Raw genomic sequence first — 16,305 nt, forward strand, 5'->3', positions numbered from 1 at the left:
ACACGAGCCGAGGCTGGAGCCGTAGGCGACGGTCAGGTTCACCCCGACACCGCTGACCTGCACCTGCTCGTGGGCCTCGTCGCTGTCCAGGGCTGCGATGCTGAAGACGGCCCGCTCGTGCTCCTGACGCTGGCGCACCACCAGTTCGAAGTCGCCGGGCTTGCGGGTCAGCGCCTCGCGGACGTCCATCTTGTAGTCGGTGGTGTCGGAGAACTTGAACTTCTGCAGCACCAGCGCCAGGGCCAGCTTGGCCTCGGTGAGCGCGAACTGCCGGCCGATGCAGGCACGCCGGCCGTTGCCGAACGGCTTGTAGGCGTGCTGGTGGTGCTGGGCGCGGTTCTCCGGCAGCCAGCGGTCGATGTCGAACTCCTCGGGGCGGTCCCAGGCCTTGGGGTGCGTGTGGAGCGGCCCCATCAGCAGGTTCACCTTCGTGCCCGCCTTGAGTTCGTACTGGCCGCCGATGACGGTGTCCTCGATCGGGGCCTTCATGATCTGCGGGATGGGAGCCCACAGGCGCAGGGTCTCCTCCAGGATCCGCGGGATGACGTCCAGCTGCATGATGGTGTCGTAGTCCGGGACCGTGTCGCCCGGCAGCATCCGGTCCACCTCGGCGTACGCCTGGGCCAGCACGTGCGGGTTGCGCATCAGCGAGTAGGTGGCGAACGCCAGCAGACCACTGGTGGTCTCGTGCCCGGCGATCAGGAAGGTCACGACCTGGTCGCGGACGTTGTCGTCGTCCAGCGGCTTGCCGGTCTCCGGGTCGGTGGCCTCCAGCATCAGGCCCAACAGGTCGTCCTCACCGCTGGACTTCCCCTGACGGCGCTCCTTGATCACATTTTCGACCAGGTCCCGCATCAGCTGGATGTTCTCGTGGTACCGCTTGTCGTCGTCCACCCGCAGCGCGGTCATCGACGGCAGCTCCTGCGTGCGCCGCATCGACTCGGTCAGCGCCTCGAGGATCGCGTTGAGGAAGGGGTGCAGCTGCTCCTTCTCGAAGGAGTCGAACCGGTAGCCGAACCCGGACAGGGCGATCGTGTCCAGGGTGAGCCGGGTGTAGTCGTCGGTGATCTTGACCGGCTGGCCCTCCTTGCGCTCCCACTTGCCGACCAGGTTCTGGGCGATCTCCAGCATCTGGCCGAAGTACCCCTTCATGGCCCGCTGGCTGAACGCAGGCATGAGGATCCGGTGCGCCATGCCCCAGACATCTTCGTCGTCGGCGGCCGTGAACAGGCCGGTGCCGGTGTAGTCCCGGACGTGAGTCAGCGGCGCGAAGATCGACTTCCCGAAACGGGTCTCGTCGGAGACCTCGGTGATCAGGTCCGGGTCGTAGACGAAGACATTCTCCTGGCCGGCGAGGTCCACGCTGTAGATGCCCTCGGGGAACTGCTTGGCCTGCTCGGCGAAGTACGCCACCGGGTTGGTGTCGGGTATCTGCGGCTGGCCCAGGATCGGGATCCCGCGCGGGGACCGGATGGGGCGAAGGTCGTTCGCGGAGTGCGTGGTCATGACTGCTCCTCTGCGTGGAGGGGGACGGGCAAGGGCGCGCTGCGCAGGTCGATGCCGTGGCGTCCTACGGAAACATACGCTGTATGGAATTGAAACCATACGTAGTACGGAAAGCGAGTGGCCGACTCGTGCCACCCACACAGAGCAGTCAACCCGCGACCGCGGCACGGGATCTTGGTCCTCGGAACTAAAAATTCCGCTTGTTTTGGGCTCGCCGCACCCACGTGAGCAGCGCCGGTCCGCAACCCGCGCTTCGAAACGAAATGGAGTAGCTCGCGCGCCACCCGTGTCGCGCGACGCCCTCTCTTTGTGCCGCAGGCACGATCAGAGGTTCGTGCTGGTGCTGCCCTCGCCCTTCGATGCGTTCCGCCGCTTGGTCTCGCCCTCGGCGGAGGCGCCCTTCCCAAGCTCCTCCAGCAGGTCCAGGAGCGCGGCGTCCGCCTTTCTCTCGACGGCTCCCCGCAAGGGGGAGTGTTGCCGGCAGGGAGTGCGGTGCGGACCGCGTGGTGGGGTCGGGGGGCAGTCCCATGCAGCGTATGGAAAGGGGTTTCGGGCCCTGGCCGCCCCACCACGACCGGCCCTTGCGACAGGGAGACGACCATGCACAAGCTCGTGCAGCGCGCCGCTCTCGCGACCACCTCGGCCGCCATCACCGCGGCAGCCGTCCTCGGCGCCAGGGGCACCGCCTCCGCCGGGCGTGGGCGAGGTGGGCGCCGCAGACTGTGCAGCGGAAGAGCATGGCGGTCGCCCGCTCGCCTAGGTGGGTCAAGAAGTGCTCAAGCTGGTTTTCGTCGTGCCAGCCGTCGAGACGCATGTCGGCCCGCAGCCGCTCGAGGGCTTCCGGATGCGCCACCAACCCGGTGTACCCGACTTCGCCCACGAAGGCGGCCGCGTCGTGGCAGTGGACGAGCCACTGCGGATCCTGCCAGGCGTGGAATCCAGGGGTGCGACGGGTGATCTCATGCAAGACGTCCTCGCTGACACCGTCCCACCGTGGTTCCGGCCGTAGTGGTCTCAGCCCAGGTAGTCCCAGTCGCCGTGGTACTGGTTGTGGTGGTACCAGTCCCGGCCGTCGCGCTCGTAGCGGTTCCAGTTGTGCCGGTACGACCTGTCGGACTTCCACCCGCGCCCCTCGTCGTCCCAGCGGTAGCAGCGACCGTCGCGGCTGTGCCAGGACGAGTCCGTGACACGGTCGTCGTGGTGCCAGCCACGGTTCTCGTCCCAGCAATAGCCCTGCTCGATCAGGTAGCCGACACCGTGGTCCCACCGGTAGTCGGCGGCGTTGACGCCGGCCGACCGCTGGACGTGCACGGGTGCAGTAGTCGCGGCCGAAGCGGTGCCCCCGGCACCGACAACGGCGACACCGGCGACCGCCACGGAGGAAACAGCGACAGTAATCCGCTTCGTGAGCTTCTTCATGATCTTTCCTTCCGATTGGTGCGGTCTGCACCAACGGCTGCTTGCGGGCGATGTGAGGCGCCTGGCGTTGTCTGGCGTTGATCAGCCAAGCAGTTCCATACGTCGTATGGAATCACCCTGCCAGGATAACCATACGTTGTATGGAAATGGGAGGGGGCGGTGACAGTGACTCGGGTCACCCGGACGAGCTGACTGCGGCGCGCACCACTGCTTCGTCGAGGTGTCACCGCTGAACGCTGATGAGCAACTGGAAGGTTCTCCCCGGGAATTCATTCATCTCCCTCTCATCGTGCTGGCCCCATCCCAGCTCTCGAGCACAAGGCATGCAGGGACTCGGCTCTGGCCCCATGCTGGAGATGAGGGGGGTGTGACAACGGAGGAAGAAGTGGTGGAGATGCGGACCGTTGTCGATCTCACGCGCTGCCAGGGCTATGCGCAGTGCGTGTTCCTCGCACCGGAGGTGTTCGAGCTGCACGGCGAGGAGGGGCTGCTGTACGCCACGGCCGTGCCCGACGACCAGGTGGAGCGGGTACGCCAGGCCGCGGCGGCGTGCCCGGTGCAGGCGATCCTCCTCGGGGAAGAGGTGAGCACCGGTGCCCGGTGACCTGAAAGACGGCCGTATCGTCATCGTCGGCGCGTCGCTGGCCGGGCTGAGAGCAGCCGAGGCGCTGCGCGAGGAAGGATTCACGGGTTCACTGACGGTGGTCGGGGACGAGCCCCATGCGCCCTACGACCGGCCGCCGCTGTCCAAGCAGGTGCTGCTGGGCCAGGCGACGGCGGACACCCTCGAGCTGCCGATGCGGCGGGATCCGCACGCCGAATGGCGCCTAGGCGTGCGCGCCACCGGTGTGGACCTGCTGGCGAAACGGGTACTGCTGGCCGACGGCGAGTCGCTGCCGTACGACCGGCTGCTGATCGCCACCGGAACCCGCGCGCGGCCCTGGCCCAACCCGGACGAAGGCGCCCTGGACGGGGTGTTCACCCTGCGCACGCGCGAGGACGGCGCGGGACTGGCCGAGCGGCTGGCTGCGGGGCCGGAGCGGGTGCTGGTGATCGGCGGGGGCTTCACCGGCTCCGAGATCGCTTCGGCCTGCCGGGAACTGGGCCTTGAGGTGACCGTCGCGGAACGCGGCCCCGCACCCCTGGTAGGTGCGCTCGGCGGCACCCTGTCCAAGCTCGCCGCCGTCATGCAGCGCAACCACGGCGTCGACCTGCGCACCGGGGTGACGGTCACCGCCCTGAACGGCAACGGAAGCTTCACCGGCGCGGAGCTGTCCGACGGCAGCCGCGTCGAGGCGGACGTGTGTGTCGTGGCGCTGGGCGCGATCCGCAACGTGGAGTGGCTGGCGGAGTCGGGGCTGGCGGCGGGCCCGCGCGGCATCGCCTGCGACGCAGGGTGCCGGGCCTTCAACATGTACGGGATCGTCACCGACGACGTCTTCGTGGCTGGCGACGTCTCCCGCTTCCCCCATCCGCTGTTCGGCTACCAGATGCTCTCCCTGGAGCACTGGGGCAACGCGGTCGAGCAGGCCGAGGTGGCCGCCCACAACATGGTCAGCCCCGGGCCGCTGCAGCGCCCGCACCTGGCCATCCCGGTGTTCTGGTCGACCCAGTTCGGACTCAACATCAAGTCGGTCGGCGTGCCCACCTACTCCGACCACATCGTCATCGCCCAGGGCTCCTTGGAGGCGCGCCGGCTGGCGATGGTCTACGGCTACCAGGGCCGGGTCACCGCCGCCGTCACCGTCGACATGGCCAAGGTGCTCGACTACTACCGGTACCTGATCGAGACCGCCGCTCCCTTCCCGCCCCCGCCCGGCGCGCAGGACCGTGCGATCGCGGCCGACATCACGATCCCCTCCGCCGTACCCGACCCCTCCGTCCTGTCCCACGGCCCGACCGTCGCACTCACCGGTCACCTTCCCGACCGCCGGCTGACGGTGGTGTAGCCCACATCCCGCCCCCTACGAGGAGCCACCATGGACTCCGCGACCTTGCTGGCACGGATCACCGACTACGCCAGCCGCCCCGACCCCTATCCGCTGTACGCGGAACTCCGCGAGGCCGGTCCCGTGGTGCCGCAGGCCGACGGCAGCTACCTGATCGGCACCTACCACCACATCGCCGCTCTGCTCCACGACCCACGGATGAGTGCCGATCCCCGCACCCGTGGCGAGGTGACCCACAAGCCGCCGTTCCTGCGGCTCGACGACCCCGAGCACCACAGGCTGCGCACCCTGGCCATGCGGCCCTTCGGGCCCCCGCACAACCCGGGCCGGGTCGACGGCATGCGCGGCGAGATCGACCGGATCACCAAGGAACTGCTGGAGCCGTTCGAGGCTGGGCACCAGATCGACGTCGTCGACGACTTCGCCTACCCGCTGCCCGTCACCGTGATCTGCCGCCTGCTCGGCGTGCCGCACGAGGACGAGCCGCTCTTCCGGGCCTGGTCTGACGCGATCGTCGCAGCCGCCGACGTCAGGCCCGACGACGACTCCACCGAGCCGGACAAGGCCGGCGACCAGGCACGGATGGAGATGGGCGGCTACCTGCTGAACCTCGCCGAGCAGCGCCGCGGCAAGCCGGGCGACGACATGCTCTCCGCCTTCGTCAACGAGCCGGACCCGGCCCTGCGGCTCACCCAGGAGGAACTTGCGGAAACCGCCGTACTGCTTCTCATCGCCGGACATGAGACCACGGTCAACTTGATCACAAACGGCGCTCTCACTCTCCTGCGTCAGCCCGAGCAGTTGGACCGGCTGCGTCGGGAACCGGAGTTGCTCCCGCGTGCGGCGGAGGAACTGCTGCGTTACGAGCCCCCCGTCCATATGCGCGAGCGCATCCCGCACGCCGACATGGACGTCGCCGGTACGCCCGTCCCCCAAGGCGCCTCGGTCATCCTGGCCCTGGCCTCAGGCAACCGCGACCCCCGACGGTTCCCCGACCCCGACCGGTTCGACCCCGCCCGCCCGGACAACCAGCACCTCGGCTTCGGCAGTGGCATTCATGCCTGCTACGGCGGACCCTTGGCCCGTGTCGAGGCTTACGCCGCGCTCGGCGCGCTGCTTCCTTATCTCGCGACGGCAAGCCTGGTTCAGGACCCGCCCCCCTACCGGCAGAACGCGATGCTCCGCGGCCCCCGCCACCTGCCCATCCGCCTATGAAGCCGAGGGGCACGGCGCCCTCGTCAGACTGCAGTGGGAAGAGTGCGCCGCGGGCCTCAGGACAGGCCGAGAATGTGCAGGAGCATCTCGGCCATGCTGTCCGGGGCTTGCCTGTTGTCGCTTCGGGCCGGGTGAGCCACAGCTCCAGTAGCGGCGGCAGAGCCCCATGATCTCCGGGAGCGATCCGGCCGTACGGGCGCAAGTTCGGCTTGCACGTGAAGTGGTGGTTTCCCGCACGCCAGGTCCCAAGCTCGGTCAGCGGTGGCAACGGGCCGCAAGGTGTATGCAGAGCAGCGTCGCAACAGCGAGTGCGATGTCCTGGGGGAGCCTGCCCGCGAAAAAGGAGTAAAAAGAACATATGCGTCTGCGGGGTGTCTGGCGGGACCGGCTCCCGGAACAGGGGCGCGGTCTGTTGGTGACGGCGCTGGCGTTGATCGTGGCCATCGCTGCGGTGGACATCGGTATCGGGACCAGTGTTCATCTGGGCCCGCTGCTGGTCATCGCGCCGACGTTGACCGCCGTCTTCGCCGGACCGCGGCTTACCGCTCTGGTCGGGGCTCTGGCGGAGGTCGCCTTGGTGATCATCGCGATTTTCCACGGCGGGCTGACTACGACCAACCACGTGGCGCAGCTGATCGCCCTGGCTGTGCTGTCGGCTATGGTGGCCTTCGTCTGTTATGTGCGGGAGCGGCATGCCCGGGAGCTGAGTCGGTTGCGGTCGGTGGCTGAGACGGCGCAGCGGGTTCTGCTGCGGCCTCCACCGCGGCGGATCGGGCCGCTGCGGGTGGCCTGGCTGTATCTGGCCGCCGAGGACGAGGCTCAGATCGGGGGCGACCTGTTGGCGGTCGCCCGCGCCGATCACGCCTGCACCCGGGTACTCATCGGCGACGTACGAGGCCATGGGCTGGCCTCCGTCGGCGAGGCATCGGTGGCGATGAGTGCGTTCCGTGAGGGCGCTCACCGGTACGCCTCCTTGCCCGAGCTCGTCACCGCCGTCGAAGAGAGCGTCTGCCGGAACCTGGAGGAGGTCGCCGATACCGCGCACGATGCCGGCGAGCACTTCATCACCGCCGTCATGATCGACATCCCCGATCAGGGCCCACAGGCTGAGATGCTCAATTGCGGCCATCCGCCGCCGCTGCTGATCCGCGGTGGCCAGGCGGCTGCCCTGAACTCCCGCCGTCCCGCACCCCCATTGGGCCTGCGTGCGCTGTGCGTACTCGACGACCGGACCGACCGGTTCGCCTTGGAACCGGGTGACCTGCTGCTGCTCTACACCGACGGTGTGATCGAAGCCCGTTCACCGACCGGAGCCTTCTACCCGCTCGCCGAACGCGTCGCCTCCTTCCCCGCCTCAAGCCCCGAGGCCTTGCTGCACCACATTCACCGCGACCTGCTCGCGCACACCGGCGAGCAGCTCACCGACGACGCCGCTTTCCTGATCATCGAACGCACCCCGTCACACCATTTGCACCGGCCGCTCCTCGCGTCCCATGCCGACGGTCGCACTCGTCCACAGCCAGCCGGCCGTCACGGTCTGGCCGGCTGAACACGTTCCGCGCATTCCCTCACCCCGATGACTGGGCCCAGTCGGCGGCCGGGACCGGCCACGAGCGGATCGCCGTGGTGGAGCAGCAGCTGGGCGCGCCGGTGCCGCGCCCGCGGCAGGTCTTCGCGGTCGGGCTGAACTACGCCGACCACGTGGCGGAGTCGGGGGTCGCCGTACCGGAGCGTCCCGCCGTCTTCACCAAGTACGTCACGTCCCTGACCGGGCCCTACGCCACGGTCGAGCTGCCGAGTGCCCTGGTCGACTGGGAGGTCGAGCTGGTAGCGGTGATCGGTCGTGAGGCGCACCAGGTCGCCGCTTCGGACGCGTGGCAGTACGTGGCCGGCCTCACGCTCGGCCAGGACCTGTCCGAGCGCGGCATCCAGTTGTCGGGACCGGCGCCCCAGTTCTCCCTCGGCAAGTCGTTCCCCGGCTTCAGCCCGACCGGGCCGGTGCTGGTCACCCCGGACGAGTTCGACAACCCCGACGACCTCGCGCTCGGCTGCGCGATCGACGGCGAGACCATGCAGGACTCCCGTACCTCCCAGATGATCTTCTCGGTGTCCCAGCAGATCGCCTGGATGTCGTCGATCTGCACGCTGCTGCCCGGCGACCTGATCTTCACCGGCACCCCGGCCGGCGTGGGCGGCGCCCGGAACCCGCGCCGGTTCCTGGCCCCCGGCGAGGAACTGCGCAGCTGGATCGAGGGCATCGGTGAGCTGCGCAACCCCCTGGTCGCCGGCCCCACCTACCCCGAAGGCACCAGGCCGTCTGACGCGCGGCCCCACACCTGTCTGCGTACACCATCCGCACACTGAAGCTCTTTGAGGAGACTGCCATGGCCCTGCACCGCGTGGCGCACATCACGATCGGGGTGCCCAATGTGGCCGACACCTCGGCCTACTACGCCGATTTCGGACTGACCGACCTCGGCGACCGCCGGTTCGCCACTGCCGACGGTGGCGAACAGCTCAAGATCGTTCACGCGGCGCGGCGCCGCCTGGAGGAACTCACCCTGAGCGCCGACGACCAGGACGACCTCGGGCGGATCGGCTCGGCCCTCGACCGGCTCGAGGTGCCGTTCGTCCGGGACACCCACCGCCTGCGCGCGGTCGACCCGGGCACCGAGGTGACGGTGACCGTCGAGGTGCAGCCGCGCATCGTGCAGCCCGCCGCCGCGCGGATGCCGTACAACGCTCCCGGGTGGAACGAGCGGACCGGCGAGCGCGCCCCCGGCGTGCTGCGTGAGGGTCCGGTGCGCGTCCGCCGCCTCGGACACGTCGTCCTGGGCTCCACCGACCAGGAAGCCTGGCCGCTCTCAGCGAACCCGCTGTGGACTACGAGTGGCACAACGGAGAGGGTCAGCTGCTCCTCCGTTTCGACTTCTCGGACGACAACTACTCCGGCTGGCCCAACGTGAGCGCGTTCAACCAGCCCACTCCGGGCCGCGTACGTCGTCGGCTGCGACGGTGCCAACAGCTTCATCCGCTCGTGCATGCGCACCTCGGTCACCGACCTCGGCTTCAAGTACGACTGGCTGGTCCTCGACGTCATGCCCCGTGACCGGGACCGCGCATGGACGCCACGGAACCTGCAGCTCTGCGATCCGGCCCGGCCGACCACAGCAGTGGTCGGCGGCCCCGGCCGCCGTCGGTGGGAATTCATGCGCCTGCCCGGCGAGCCCATGGCCGAGCTCCAGCAGGCCGAGACCGCCTGGAAGCTGCTCGAGCCGTGGGATCTGCACCCGGACAACGCCACCCTGGAGCGGCAAACCGTCTACGCCTTCCAGGCGCGCTGGGCGGACTCCTGGCGCGACGGCCGGCTGCTGCTGGCGGGGGACGCGGCCCACCAGATGCCGCCGTTCGCCGGGCAGGGCCTGTGCTCGGGCCTCCGTGACGCCATCAACCTGAGCTGGAAGCTCGACCTGGTGCTGTCCGGGAAAGCCGACGACAGTCTGCTGGACACCCACACCACCGAGCGATGCCAGCATCTGCAGATGCGATCGAGAAGTCCGTGATGCTGGGGAGGGTCATCTGCGACCCGGACCCGGCCGCGGCGGCCGAGCGCGACGCCCGCATGATCGCCGACCAGCAGGCAGGCCGCGTACCACAAGGAGACCACCAGTTCCTGGGGACCTTCACCGGCGGACTGCTGGACCGCGACCGCACCGGCGCCACCGCGGAGCCGACCGGGCAGCTCAGCCGGCAGGGACGGGTGCGGTTCAGGGGCCGTACCGGCATGTTCGACGAAACCGTCGGCATCGGGCTCACCCTGCTCACCACCGGTGATCCGCGTGACGGGCTCGACGAGGACACCCTGGCCTGGTGTGAGCAGATCGGGCTCCGCCTGCTTAGGATCACCGACGACCCGGCGGCGAACGGCGCCGACGACGTCGTCGATCTCGACCGCACCTACCTGTCCGACCTGGCCCGTACGGGCATCGAGGCCATGCTGGTGCGCCCCGACTTCTACGTCTTCGGCGGCGCCAAGAGTACGGCCGACCTCCCGCGTCTGGTCACTGCGCCGCGCGGCGGGCTCACGGCGGCCCCCGCCCCGGAGGTCACCGCTTGAGCCACCGGCGCCACAGCCGGTGCCCATGGCAGGCCGCGCCGAGCACAGCGACGCGCGGCACGGGGCGGCGCTTCACGCACCGCCGCGCCGCCGCGCGGGGTGAACAACCCCTGCTGGTGAACGGTGCGACCGTGCAGGCCGGCGGCAGGACGCATCCTGCCGCCGGCCTGCACGGCGGCGCTCGTCGTCCTCAGCGGCGGGGTACGCGGCTGCTCGACTCAGCAGGGAAGATATGATTCCCTGACCTGGGTTGCAGCTGCGAGCGGCCCGCTCGCCCACCTTCCCCGCGACGGAGGGACGAGAAGCGTGAGGGGACAGTGGCTCCAGTGGTTGCGGCCGGACCCCGGCCGCCTGACCGAGCCCGTCCTGTCACCGGCGGAACTGGCCGCGGCACGCACGGAACTCGGCGCGGGCCCGGTCGAGTGGGCGCTCCAGAGCGCCGACGCCATCGCGGAGGAGGTCCTCAGGAAGGTGCCCGAGCACGGCGGCGGTCCCGCTGCCGCGACCACCTTGCGGCGTGTGACCCAGTCCGTGGTGCTGACGTTCCTGCACCTGATGGCGTCCGACATCGGCCGGCCCCTCCCCACCCTCACCGAGGATGCGCTGGAAGGATGCCGGGAGTTCGCGCGTCGCGGCATCCCGCTGGAGCTCGTCCTGCGGGGGGTGCGGCTCGGGCACGCGCAGCTGGCGCGCGGCCTGGCAGCAGCAGTCGAGGAGCACGTCCCGGCCGACCAGCGACTGGCCGAGCTGCGCCGGATCGACGACCTGATGTTCACCTACGTCGACGCCCATTCGAGCGTGATGGCCGAGGAGTACATCGCCGAACGGGACCGCTGGCGCGGCAGTGACGAAGCCGCCCGCCGCGCCGTCATCGACGAACTGCTGGCCGCCCGCCCGGTCGACCAAGAAGCCGCCGCCCTGCGTCTGCGGTACGACCTGTCAGGCACGCACGTGGCCGCGGTGCTGTGGGGCGACGACACCGCCACCGCCGCGCCCGCCGCCCAACGGCTGCACCACGCGGCCTCGACCATGGCCCGCGCCCTGGGAGCGGCCAGGACGCTCGTCATCCCGGCTCACGACAACCATGTGTGGGCATGGTTCGCCGTCAGCGGCAAGTCCGACGAAGACCATGTCCGGCACCTGTGCAGCTCCCTGCCCGAGCCGGCAGGAGTGCGTGCGGCTCTCGGCCCGCCCGCACCAGGGCCCCACGGCATGCGCCGCAGCCATCTGGGGGCGTTGCAGGCACAACGGATGGCCTCGCACGCGTCGGGCTCCTGGCTCTGCGACTACCAGGACATCCGCCTGGCGGCCCTCGTCACGGCCGACCCCGAACACGCACGCTGGTTCGTGCAGGAGGTCCTCGGGCCGCTGGCCTCCGAGGGGGACCGCCTGCGTGAGCTGCGCGAAACTCTGCGTGTCTACCTCACCGAGGAACGCAGTCCCCGCGCCGCGGCCGAACGCCTGCACGTAGCCCGCAACACCGTCACGTACCGCGTCAAACGCGCGGAGGAACTGCTGCCCGTCACCACCACGGCAATCAGCTCGCTGGAAGTGCGCGTGGCGCTCGAAATCGCGGCCGCCTCGCCCCTCGGCCCATCGGCCAGGAGCTGAGCTCGAGTACAAGGTGCCGTGACGGACGGTCCGCCAGGCGGAGTCGAGGGCCTGGGGAGTTTCAACTGGCACACTCGTCTACTCGTCTCCCTGTCTCCCCACAGTCCGTCGATGGCGGTGCGACCCTTGTTTCCGGCCTCCGGCATGAAGGGAGCATAATAACCCAGCGTGACAGCAGCCGCTCGTAAGGTCACCCAGCGCCCCCTGCACGACCTCGGCTGAGAGCCTCGACGACAGACAGCTCAGTGTCCCGGCGTCCAGAAGGACGCCGGGACCCTGCGTGCTCACACCGGATGGCTACTTCATGGCTGCCAGGGCCCCGTCGACGCCCGCGGTGGGGGAGCCGAGGCCGGTGACGGTGTCGTAGCCGGGGCCGGCTGTGCACTCCGCGCCGCATCGGCCGTTGGAGCCGGCGGTGATGTCTCGCAGGTAGCTGCTGCCGAGCGCGTAGACATCGGTGTGCGCCGTGTCCCCGTCCGGGCCGGATGAGGCCAGGTGGGGCTTGTCGGCGGTGGCCCGGAGCTGGTCGGCCGAGGCGATGATCGCACCCCAGATCGGGGCGGACAGGCTGGTGCCGCCCACCTTGAACCACATGGAGTGGGAGGCGCCGCCGTACGTCATCGTCAGGTAGACCGGCACGCCGGTGGCGGGGTCGGCCACGAAGCTGACGTCCGGTGTGGCCCTGAGTGGCGAGGGCTGCACGCCGTCCTGGTAGGCCGGGCGCGGCTCGAAGTAGCTCAGGCCGCCGCCGGTGGACCTCCACGCCGTCTCGTCGATGGTGTTGCCGTCGGCGTCCAGTCGGAGGGTGGTGCCGCCGATGGCCAGGGCGTAGGGGTTGGTGGCGGAGTAGCTGCCGGGGTAGCCGAAGTCTCCGGTGGACTGGACGCAGACGGAGTCGGTCAGCTTGCAGTGGCCGTCGTAGAAGGCCTCCTCGGAGAACTCGCCGGCGCCCCAGCTGTTGCTGACCGCGGCCGGGTGCAGCGCCGCGGCCGCGTCTTCGGCCAGGGACAGCGCGGCCATGGTCGGATCCTTGGCCTCGACCAGGACGATCTTGGCGTGCGGGGCCGCCGAGTGCGCCCACTCGATGTCCAGCGCCGCCTCCTCGTTCCAGCCGGTGTCGACCTCGGGCTGGGTGCCGTCGGCGTAGACCTGCTGGAAGTCGAAGCAGTCGGTTCCGGTGCTCACCGAGTCGCAGGTGGGCGGCAGGTTGAAGTGCGCGGCGAAGTGGTTCAGGTCGTCCTTGGCCGTCGGGTAGTGGTAGGCGTCGACGATCGCGATCGTCTGGCCCGTGCCGTCGCCCTTGAGGCCCAGGCGTGCCTGGATCTGCTGCGGGGTGTAGCCGGGGGCGACCTCCTTGGCGTTGTCCTGGCCCGCGCTCTGCTTCTTGGCTGCCGGAACCGTCTTCTGGATCTCGATCGGCACCGAGGCGGTGCCGATCGGCATGCTGAGGTCCTTCAGCGGGCTCGCGCTGCGCATCCGGTCGACGGGGGACTGGCCGGCCTTGGCGGCGGTCTGCGGGGCCGCGGCCGTCGTGTCTCCGTTCGGAGGGGTCGGGATCCGGGTGGGCTCGTCCTCGGAGAGCTTGTAGGTGGTCAGGCCGTGCGGGAAGTAGTCGATGTCGTTGACAGCGCCGCCGATCGCCTGGGCCGAGATGTTCAGGGCCCGCCAGTCGAGCGCGAGACCGATCATGTCGTCACCCGGGCCGTCGCCCAGCTCGGCTGTTTCCACCTGGCTCGCCCCCAGGGCGAAGTCCGTGGCGCTCTCGCGGAGGAACCCGTCGTTGTCCGCGAAGGGCGTGTCGTAGGACCACAGCTTCTGGTACGCGCCGACGAACGCCTCGGTTCCGCCGACGGACCTGGCGAACACTCCGGAGTTGAAGCCGAGGAAGGTGGGCAGGTCGTAGGGCTCGCCACCGTCCGCCGGGTACACGAAGTCGTTGAACTCGCGCATCTCGACCATACCGGTCTTCTTGGACGCGACGAAGCCCTGCGACATCCCGGGGCTCTCGTAGTTCTTGATCACCGCGCCGGTGCGGGAATCGAGGATCTGGACCAGGTGCTGGTAGGTCGTGAAGTCACCGGTGTAGGCGAAGGCGACACCGTGCCCGTCCGCGCTCGGGATGTTCGGGTCGGCCAGGGCGGGGTTGGTCGGCACGATTGCGACGGCACCGGGATCGCTCGGGGTCTCGGTCCAGTTCGGGGTGCCGGTGGCGGCGTCCAGGCTGACCGCCGTCGGCGCCGGATCGGTGGCCTTGGTGGGAAGGCCGATCCCCTTGTGCGTGCCGCCGTACTCGAAGAAGAGGTGGCCGGCGCCGTCCGTGGTGACGGTCGAGAAGACCAGGCTCTTGCCCTCCGTGCCGTCCGGCCGGTACGTCCACAGCTTCTTGCCCTGCTTGGTGTACGCGGTCAGGCTGCTGCCCGGGACGACGATCGCGGAGCCGCCGTGGCCGTCGCCCACGACCGTGAGCGAGGCGACGTAGCCGCCGGTGCTCACGTTCGCGCGCACTTCACCGCTGTGCGTGTCCAGCACGGTGAAGCCGCGGTCGGTCGCTGCCACGACGGAGTCGCCGGCCGCGTCCTTGCCAGGGTTCGGCACCAGACGCAGGGCGTGCACCGAGCTGTCGACCGTGGACCGCCACAGGACGGTCGGCGCCGCCTTCTTCAGGGTCCTGCCGTCGAGGGCGAAGACACCCCGGCTCTGGCCGGAGACGATCAGGTCCTGGGTCCCGTCCCGGTTCACGTCCGCGGCGACGGCCGCGTAGAGGTCGCCGGCCAGGGGCATGGCGTGCGACGTGCCGCTGTGGGGGTTGACGGTGTAGGCGGTGCCGTCGAAGCCGACGGTGAGGAGTCCGCCCTGGTACTGGGTGAGGGTGTCGCCGGAGACGGCGCCGTCCTGCCGCCAGTCGAGGTGACCGGTCGCGGCGTTCAGTCCGACGAGCTGGGTGTGCTCGGGACCCGCCGGGGTGGCGGCGGTGGCCTTCGTCGGGTCGGAGAGCGAGGCGAACACCTCGCTGCCCTTCGCGTCGGAGGACAGCTCCATGGTCGGGGCGTTCGGTCCGCCGATCGTGGAGGCCGTGGTGTACGACCAGAGGGTGCGGCCCTGAGCGTCCCAGCCGGAGATCGTGCTCTGACCGTCCGACAAGTCGGCGTCGATGCCGAGCTCTGCGACCGCGAACCGGGGCTGCCCGCCGTGCGCGTTCGGCAGGACCTTGAACGCCTCCGGCACAGTGCCCTCACGAGAGGCGAGCACCGCACGCTCACCGCTGTGCGCATCGATCGCGGTCAGGTCCCAGCGCACCTTGTCGAACGGGTCGTTCTGCTCGACCACCAGAACACGGTCCGCGCCCGGATCCCTCACCAGCATGCGCGGGTAGCCGGGAGTCTTGGTGTGCGCCATGACGCTGCCGTCGGAGGTCTCGAGCACCAGCACGTTGCCGTCCGCCGGGCGCGGGCTTCCCAGGTCCATCGGGGTGTCGGACCACGACGCGGCGATCCGGCCGCTTCCCATCGACGTCAGATCGCCCCAGTACGCCCAGGGCGCGTGCGTCGAGTAGGTCCAGTCGGCGGTCCCGGTGAGCTTGCCGTCACCGGCGTGGCCGAAGCTGTAGGCGGTCAGATTGCTGCGGCTGTCGCCCTGTTCGGGTACCGGATCGCCGCCCCAGTCCGGGCCGACCGTGTTGGCGACGATCAGCTTGCCGTCCTGGACCAGCATGGTGCCGACGTAGCCGGGAACCAGCTTGCTCCACGCCGTCTTCCCGCTACGGCCGTCCAGGACCGTGACGAAGGTGCCGTAGTCCACCTTCGAACCGGGTGAGGAGAACGGCCGGAACGGCCAGTCGCCCACCGCGTGGGCGACGGCGACGTCCTGGACACCGTCGCCGTTGAAGTCGGCCGTCACGTAGGGATGCCTACCGGTGGCCGACATCTGGTACGGGTTGTAGCCGGCATAGAGGCTCGGCAGATAGGGGTAGGGCTGGAACCAGTTGTCGGGGGTCACCTGCCAGTCCTTGTACAAGGAGGTGGCTCCGCGGCTCCACACCTGCCTGCCCTGGGCGTCGTACCGGGCGACGGTCCCGCCGCTGAAGACGCCCACCCAGTCCTTGGTGCCGCCGAGCGCCAGGCTCTCGGCGAAGCCACGGGCGGTCTCCCACCGACCGGTGCGCTGGAAACCCGGGGCGACGGACGAGGACGAGGTGTCCGTGTGCTCGCCCGGGCCGGCCATCACGCTCGGCTTCGTGCCCGGCAGCACCGGGGCGGCAGCCGCGGGCCCCTCCTGGGCGGCGACCTGCCCGGGCGTGCCGTCGATCCGGGGTTCGTAACGCCTGCTGAGCCTCTCGATCGCGGCGGCGGTCAGCCGGACGCTCTTCGCGCCCTGCTGAGGGACCGCCTGAGCCGACGGTGTGACCAGCAGGCCGGCGGCGAGCCCCAGCACGGTGGCGACCATGCCGGAGCGTATGCCCTTTCCACGCATTCTCAAGTGACCACGCGC

General features: G+C 69.8%; 14 protein-coding genes. 9 read left to right on the forward strand and 5 right to left on the reverse strand.

Annotated elements, in window-relative coordinates; genetic code table 11:
- From R2S09_RS37055 to R2S09_RS37070, 4 genes are all read right to left on the reverse strand, one after another.
- A partial coding sequence (locus R2S09_RS37055) for a cytochrome P450 (RefSeq protein WP_316745574.1) occupies nt 1-1,506 on the reverse strand: 1,506 nt, incomplete at its 3' end.
- Nucleotides 1,507-1,830: 324 nt separating this feature from the next.
- Nucleotides 1,831-1,971: a hypothetical protein gene (locus R2S09_RS37060; protein WP_316745575.1), complete on the reverse strand. Its 141-nt coding sequence runs from the start codon at nt 1,969-1,971 to the stop codon at nt 1,831-1,833.
- 184 nt (nt 1,972-2,155) lie between these two features.
- Entirely contained in the window at nt 2,156-2,629 is a 474-nt protein-coding gene (locus tag R2S09_RS37065) for a CbrC family protein (RefSeq protein WP_316745576.1), read from the reverse strand.
- Nucleotides 2,521-2,925: a hypothetical protein gene (locus R2S09_RS37070; RefSeq protein ID WP_306188081.1), complete on the reverse strand. Its 405-nt coding sequence runs from the start codon at nt 2,923-2,925 to the stop codon at nt 2,521-2,523. Before R2S09_RS37070 ends, R2S09_RS37065 begins: the two co-directional genes overlap by 109 nt.
- Before the next feature lie 394 nt (nt 2,926-3,319).
- Between R2S09_RS37070 and R2S09_RS37075 the strand changes: the two genes are divergently transcribed.
- The 9 genes from R2S09_RS37075 (at nt 3,320) to R2S09_RS37115 (ending at nt 11,817) form a co-directional block, all read left to right on the forward strand.
- The gene (locus tag R2S09_RS37075) at nt 3,320-3,529 is read left to right on the forward strand and encodes a ferredoxin (protein ID WP_030176846.1); all 210 of its coding nucleotides are present in this window, start codon (nt 3,320-3,322) and stop codon (nt 3,527-3,529) included.
- Nucleotides 3,519-4,874, forward strand: coding sequence for an FAD-dependent oxidoreductase (locus tag R2S09_RS37080; protein WP_316745577.1), 1,356 nt, complete (start codon nt 3,519-3,521; stop codon nt 4,872-4,874). Before R2S09_RS37075 ends, R2S09_RS37080 begins: the two co-directional genes overlap by 11 nt.
- A 30-nt stretch (nt 4,875-4,904) precedes the next feature.
- Nucleotides 4,905-6,089: a cytochrome P450 gene (locus R2S09_RS37085; RefSeq protein WP_316745578.1), complete on the forward strand. Its 1,185-nt coding sequence runs from the start codon at nt 4,905-4,907 to the stop codon at nt 6,087-6,089.
- Nucleotides 6,090-6,447: 358 nt separating this feature from the next.
- Nucleotides 6,448-7,638 carry a PP2C family protein-serine/threonine phosphatase gene (locus R2S09_RS37090; protein ID WP_316745579.1) on the forward strand — a complete coding sequence of 397 codons (1,191 nt, stop codon included), beginning with the start codon at nt 6,448-6,450 and terminating at the stop codon, nt 7,636-7,638.
- Nucleotides 7,639-7,715: 77 nt separating this feature from the next.
- Nucleotides 7,716-8,453, forward strand: coding sequence for a fumarylacetoacetate hydrolase family protein (locus tag R2S09_RS37095; RefSeq protein WP_316745580.1), 738 nt, complete (start codon nt 7,716-7,718; stop codon nt 8,451-8,453).
- Between the two features lie 20 nt (nt 8,454-8,473).
- Nucleotides 8,474-9,055: a hypothetical protein gene (locus tag R2S09_RS37100; RefSeq protein ID WP_316745581.1), complete on the forward strand. Its 582-nt coding sequence runs from the start codon at nt 8,474-8,476 to the stop codon at nt 9,053-9,055.
- A 63-nt stretch (nt 9,056-9,118) separates the two neighbouring features.
- Nucleotides 9,119-9,652 carry an FAD-dependent monooxygenase gene (locus R2S09_RS37105; protein ID WP_399145527.1) on the forward strand — a complete coding sequence of 178 codons (534 nt, stop codon included), beginning with the start codon at nt 9,119-9,121 and terminating at the stop codon, nt 9,650-9,652.
- Nucleotides 9,616-10,206, forward strand: a complete 591-nt coding sequence (locus tag R2S09_RS37110; RefSeq protein ID WP_316745583.1) for a hypothetical protein — start codon at nt 9,616-9,618, stop codon at nt 10,204-10,206. Before R2S09_RS37105 ends, R2S09_RS37110 begins: the two co-directional genes overlap by 37 nt.
- A 306-nt stretch (nt 10,207-10,512) precedes the next feature.
- The gene (locus R2S09_RS37115; protein ID WP_306188064.1) at nt 10,513-11,817 is read left to right on the forward strand and encodes a CdaR family transcriptional regulator; all 1,305 of its coding nucleotides are present in this window, start codon (nt 10,513-10,515) and stop codon (nt 11,815-11,817) included.
- A gap of 297 nt (nt 11,818-12,114) precedes the next feature.
- Here the strand turns inward: R2S09_RS37115 and R2S09_RS37120 are convergent, their stop codons facing one another.
- Nucleotides 12,115-16,260 (reverse strand): hypothetical protein, encoded by a 4,146-nt coding sequence (locus R2S09_RS37120; RefSeq protein ID WP_316745584.1) that lies wholly within the window; start codon nt 16,258-16,260, stop codon nt 12,115-12,117.
- Nucleotides 16,261-16,305 lie beyond the last annotated feature (45 nt).

The organism is Streptomyces sp. MK7, assembly GCF_032658145.1.
GTDB lineage: Bacteria > Actinomycetota > Actinomycetes > Streptomycetales > Streptomycetaceae > Streptomyces > Streptomyces spiralis.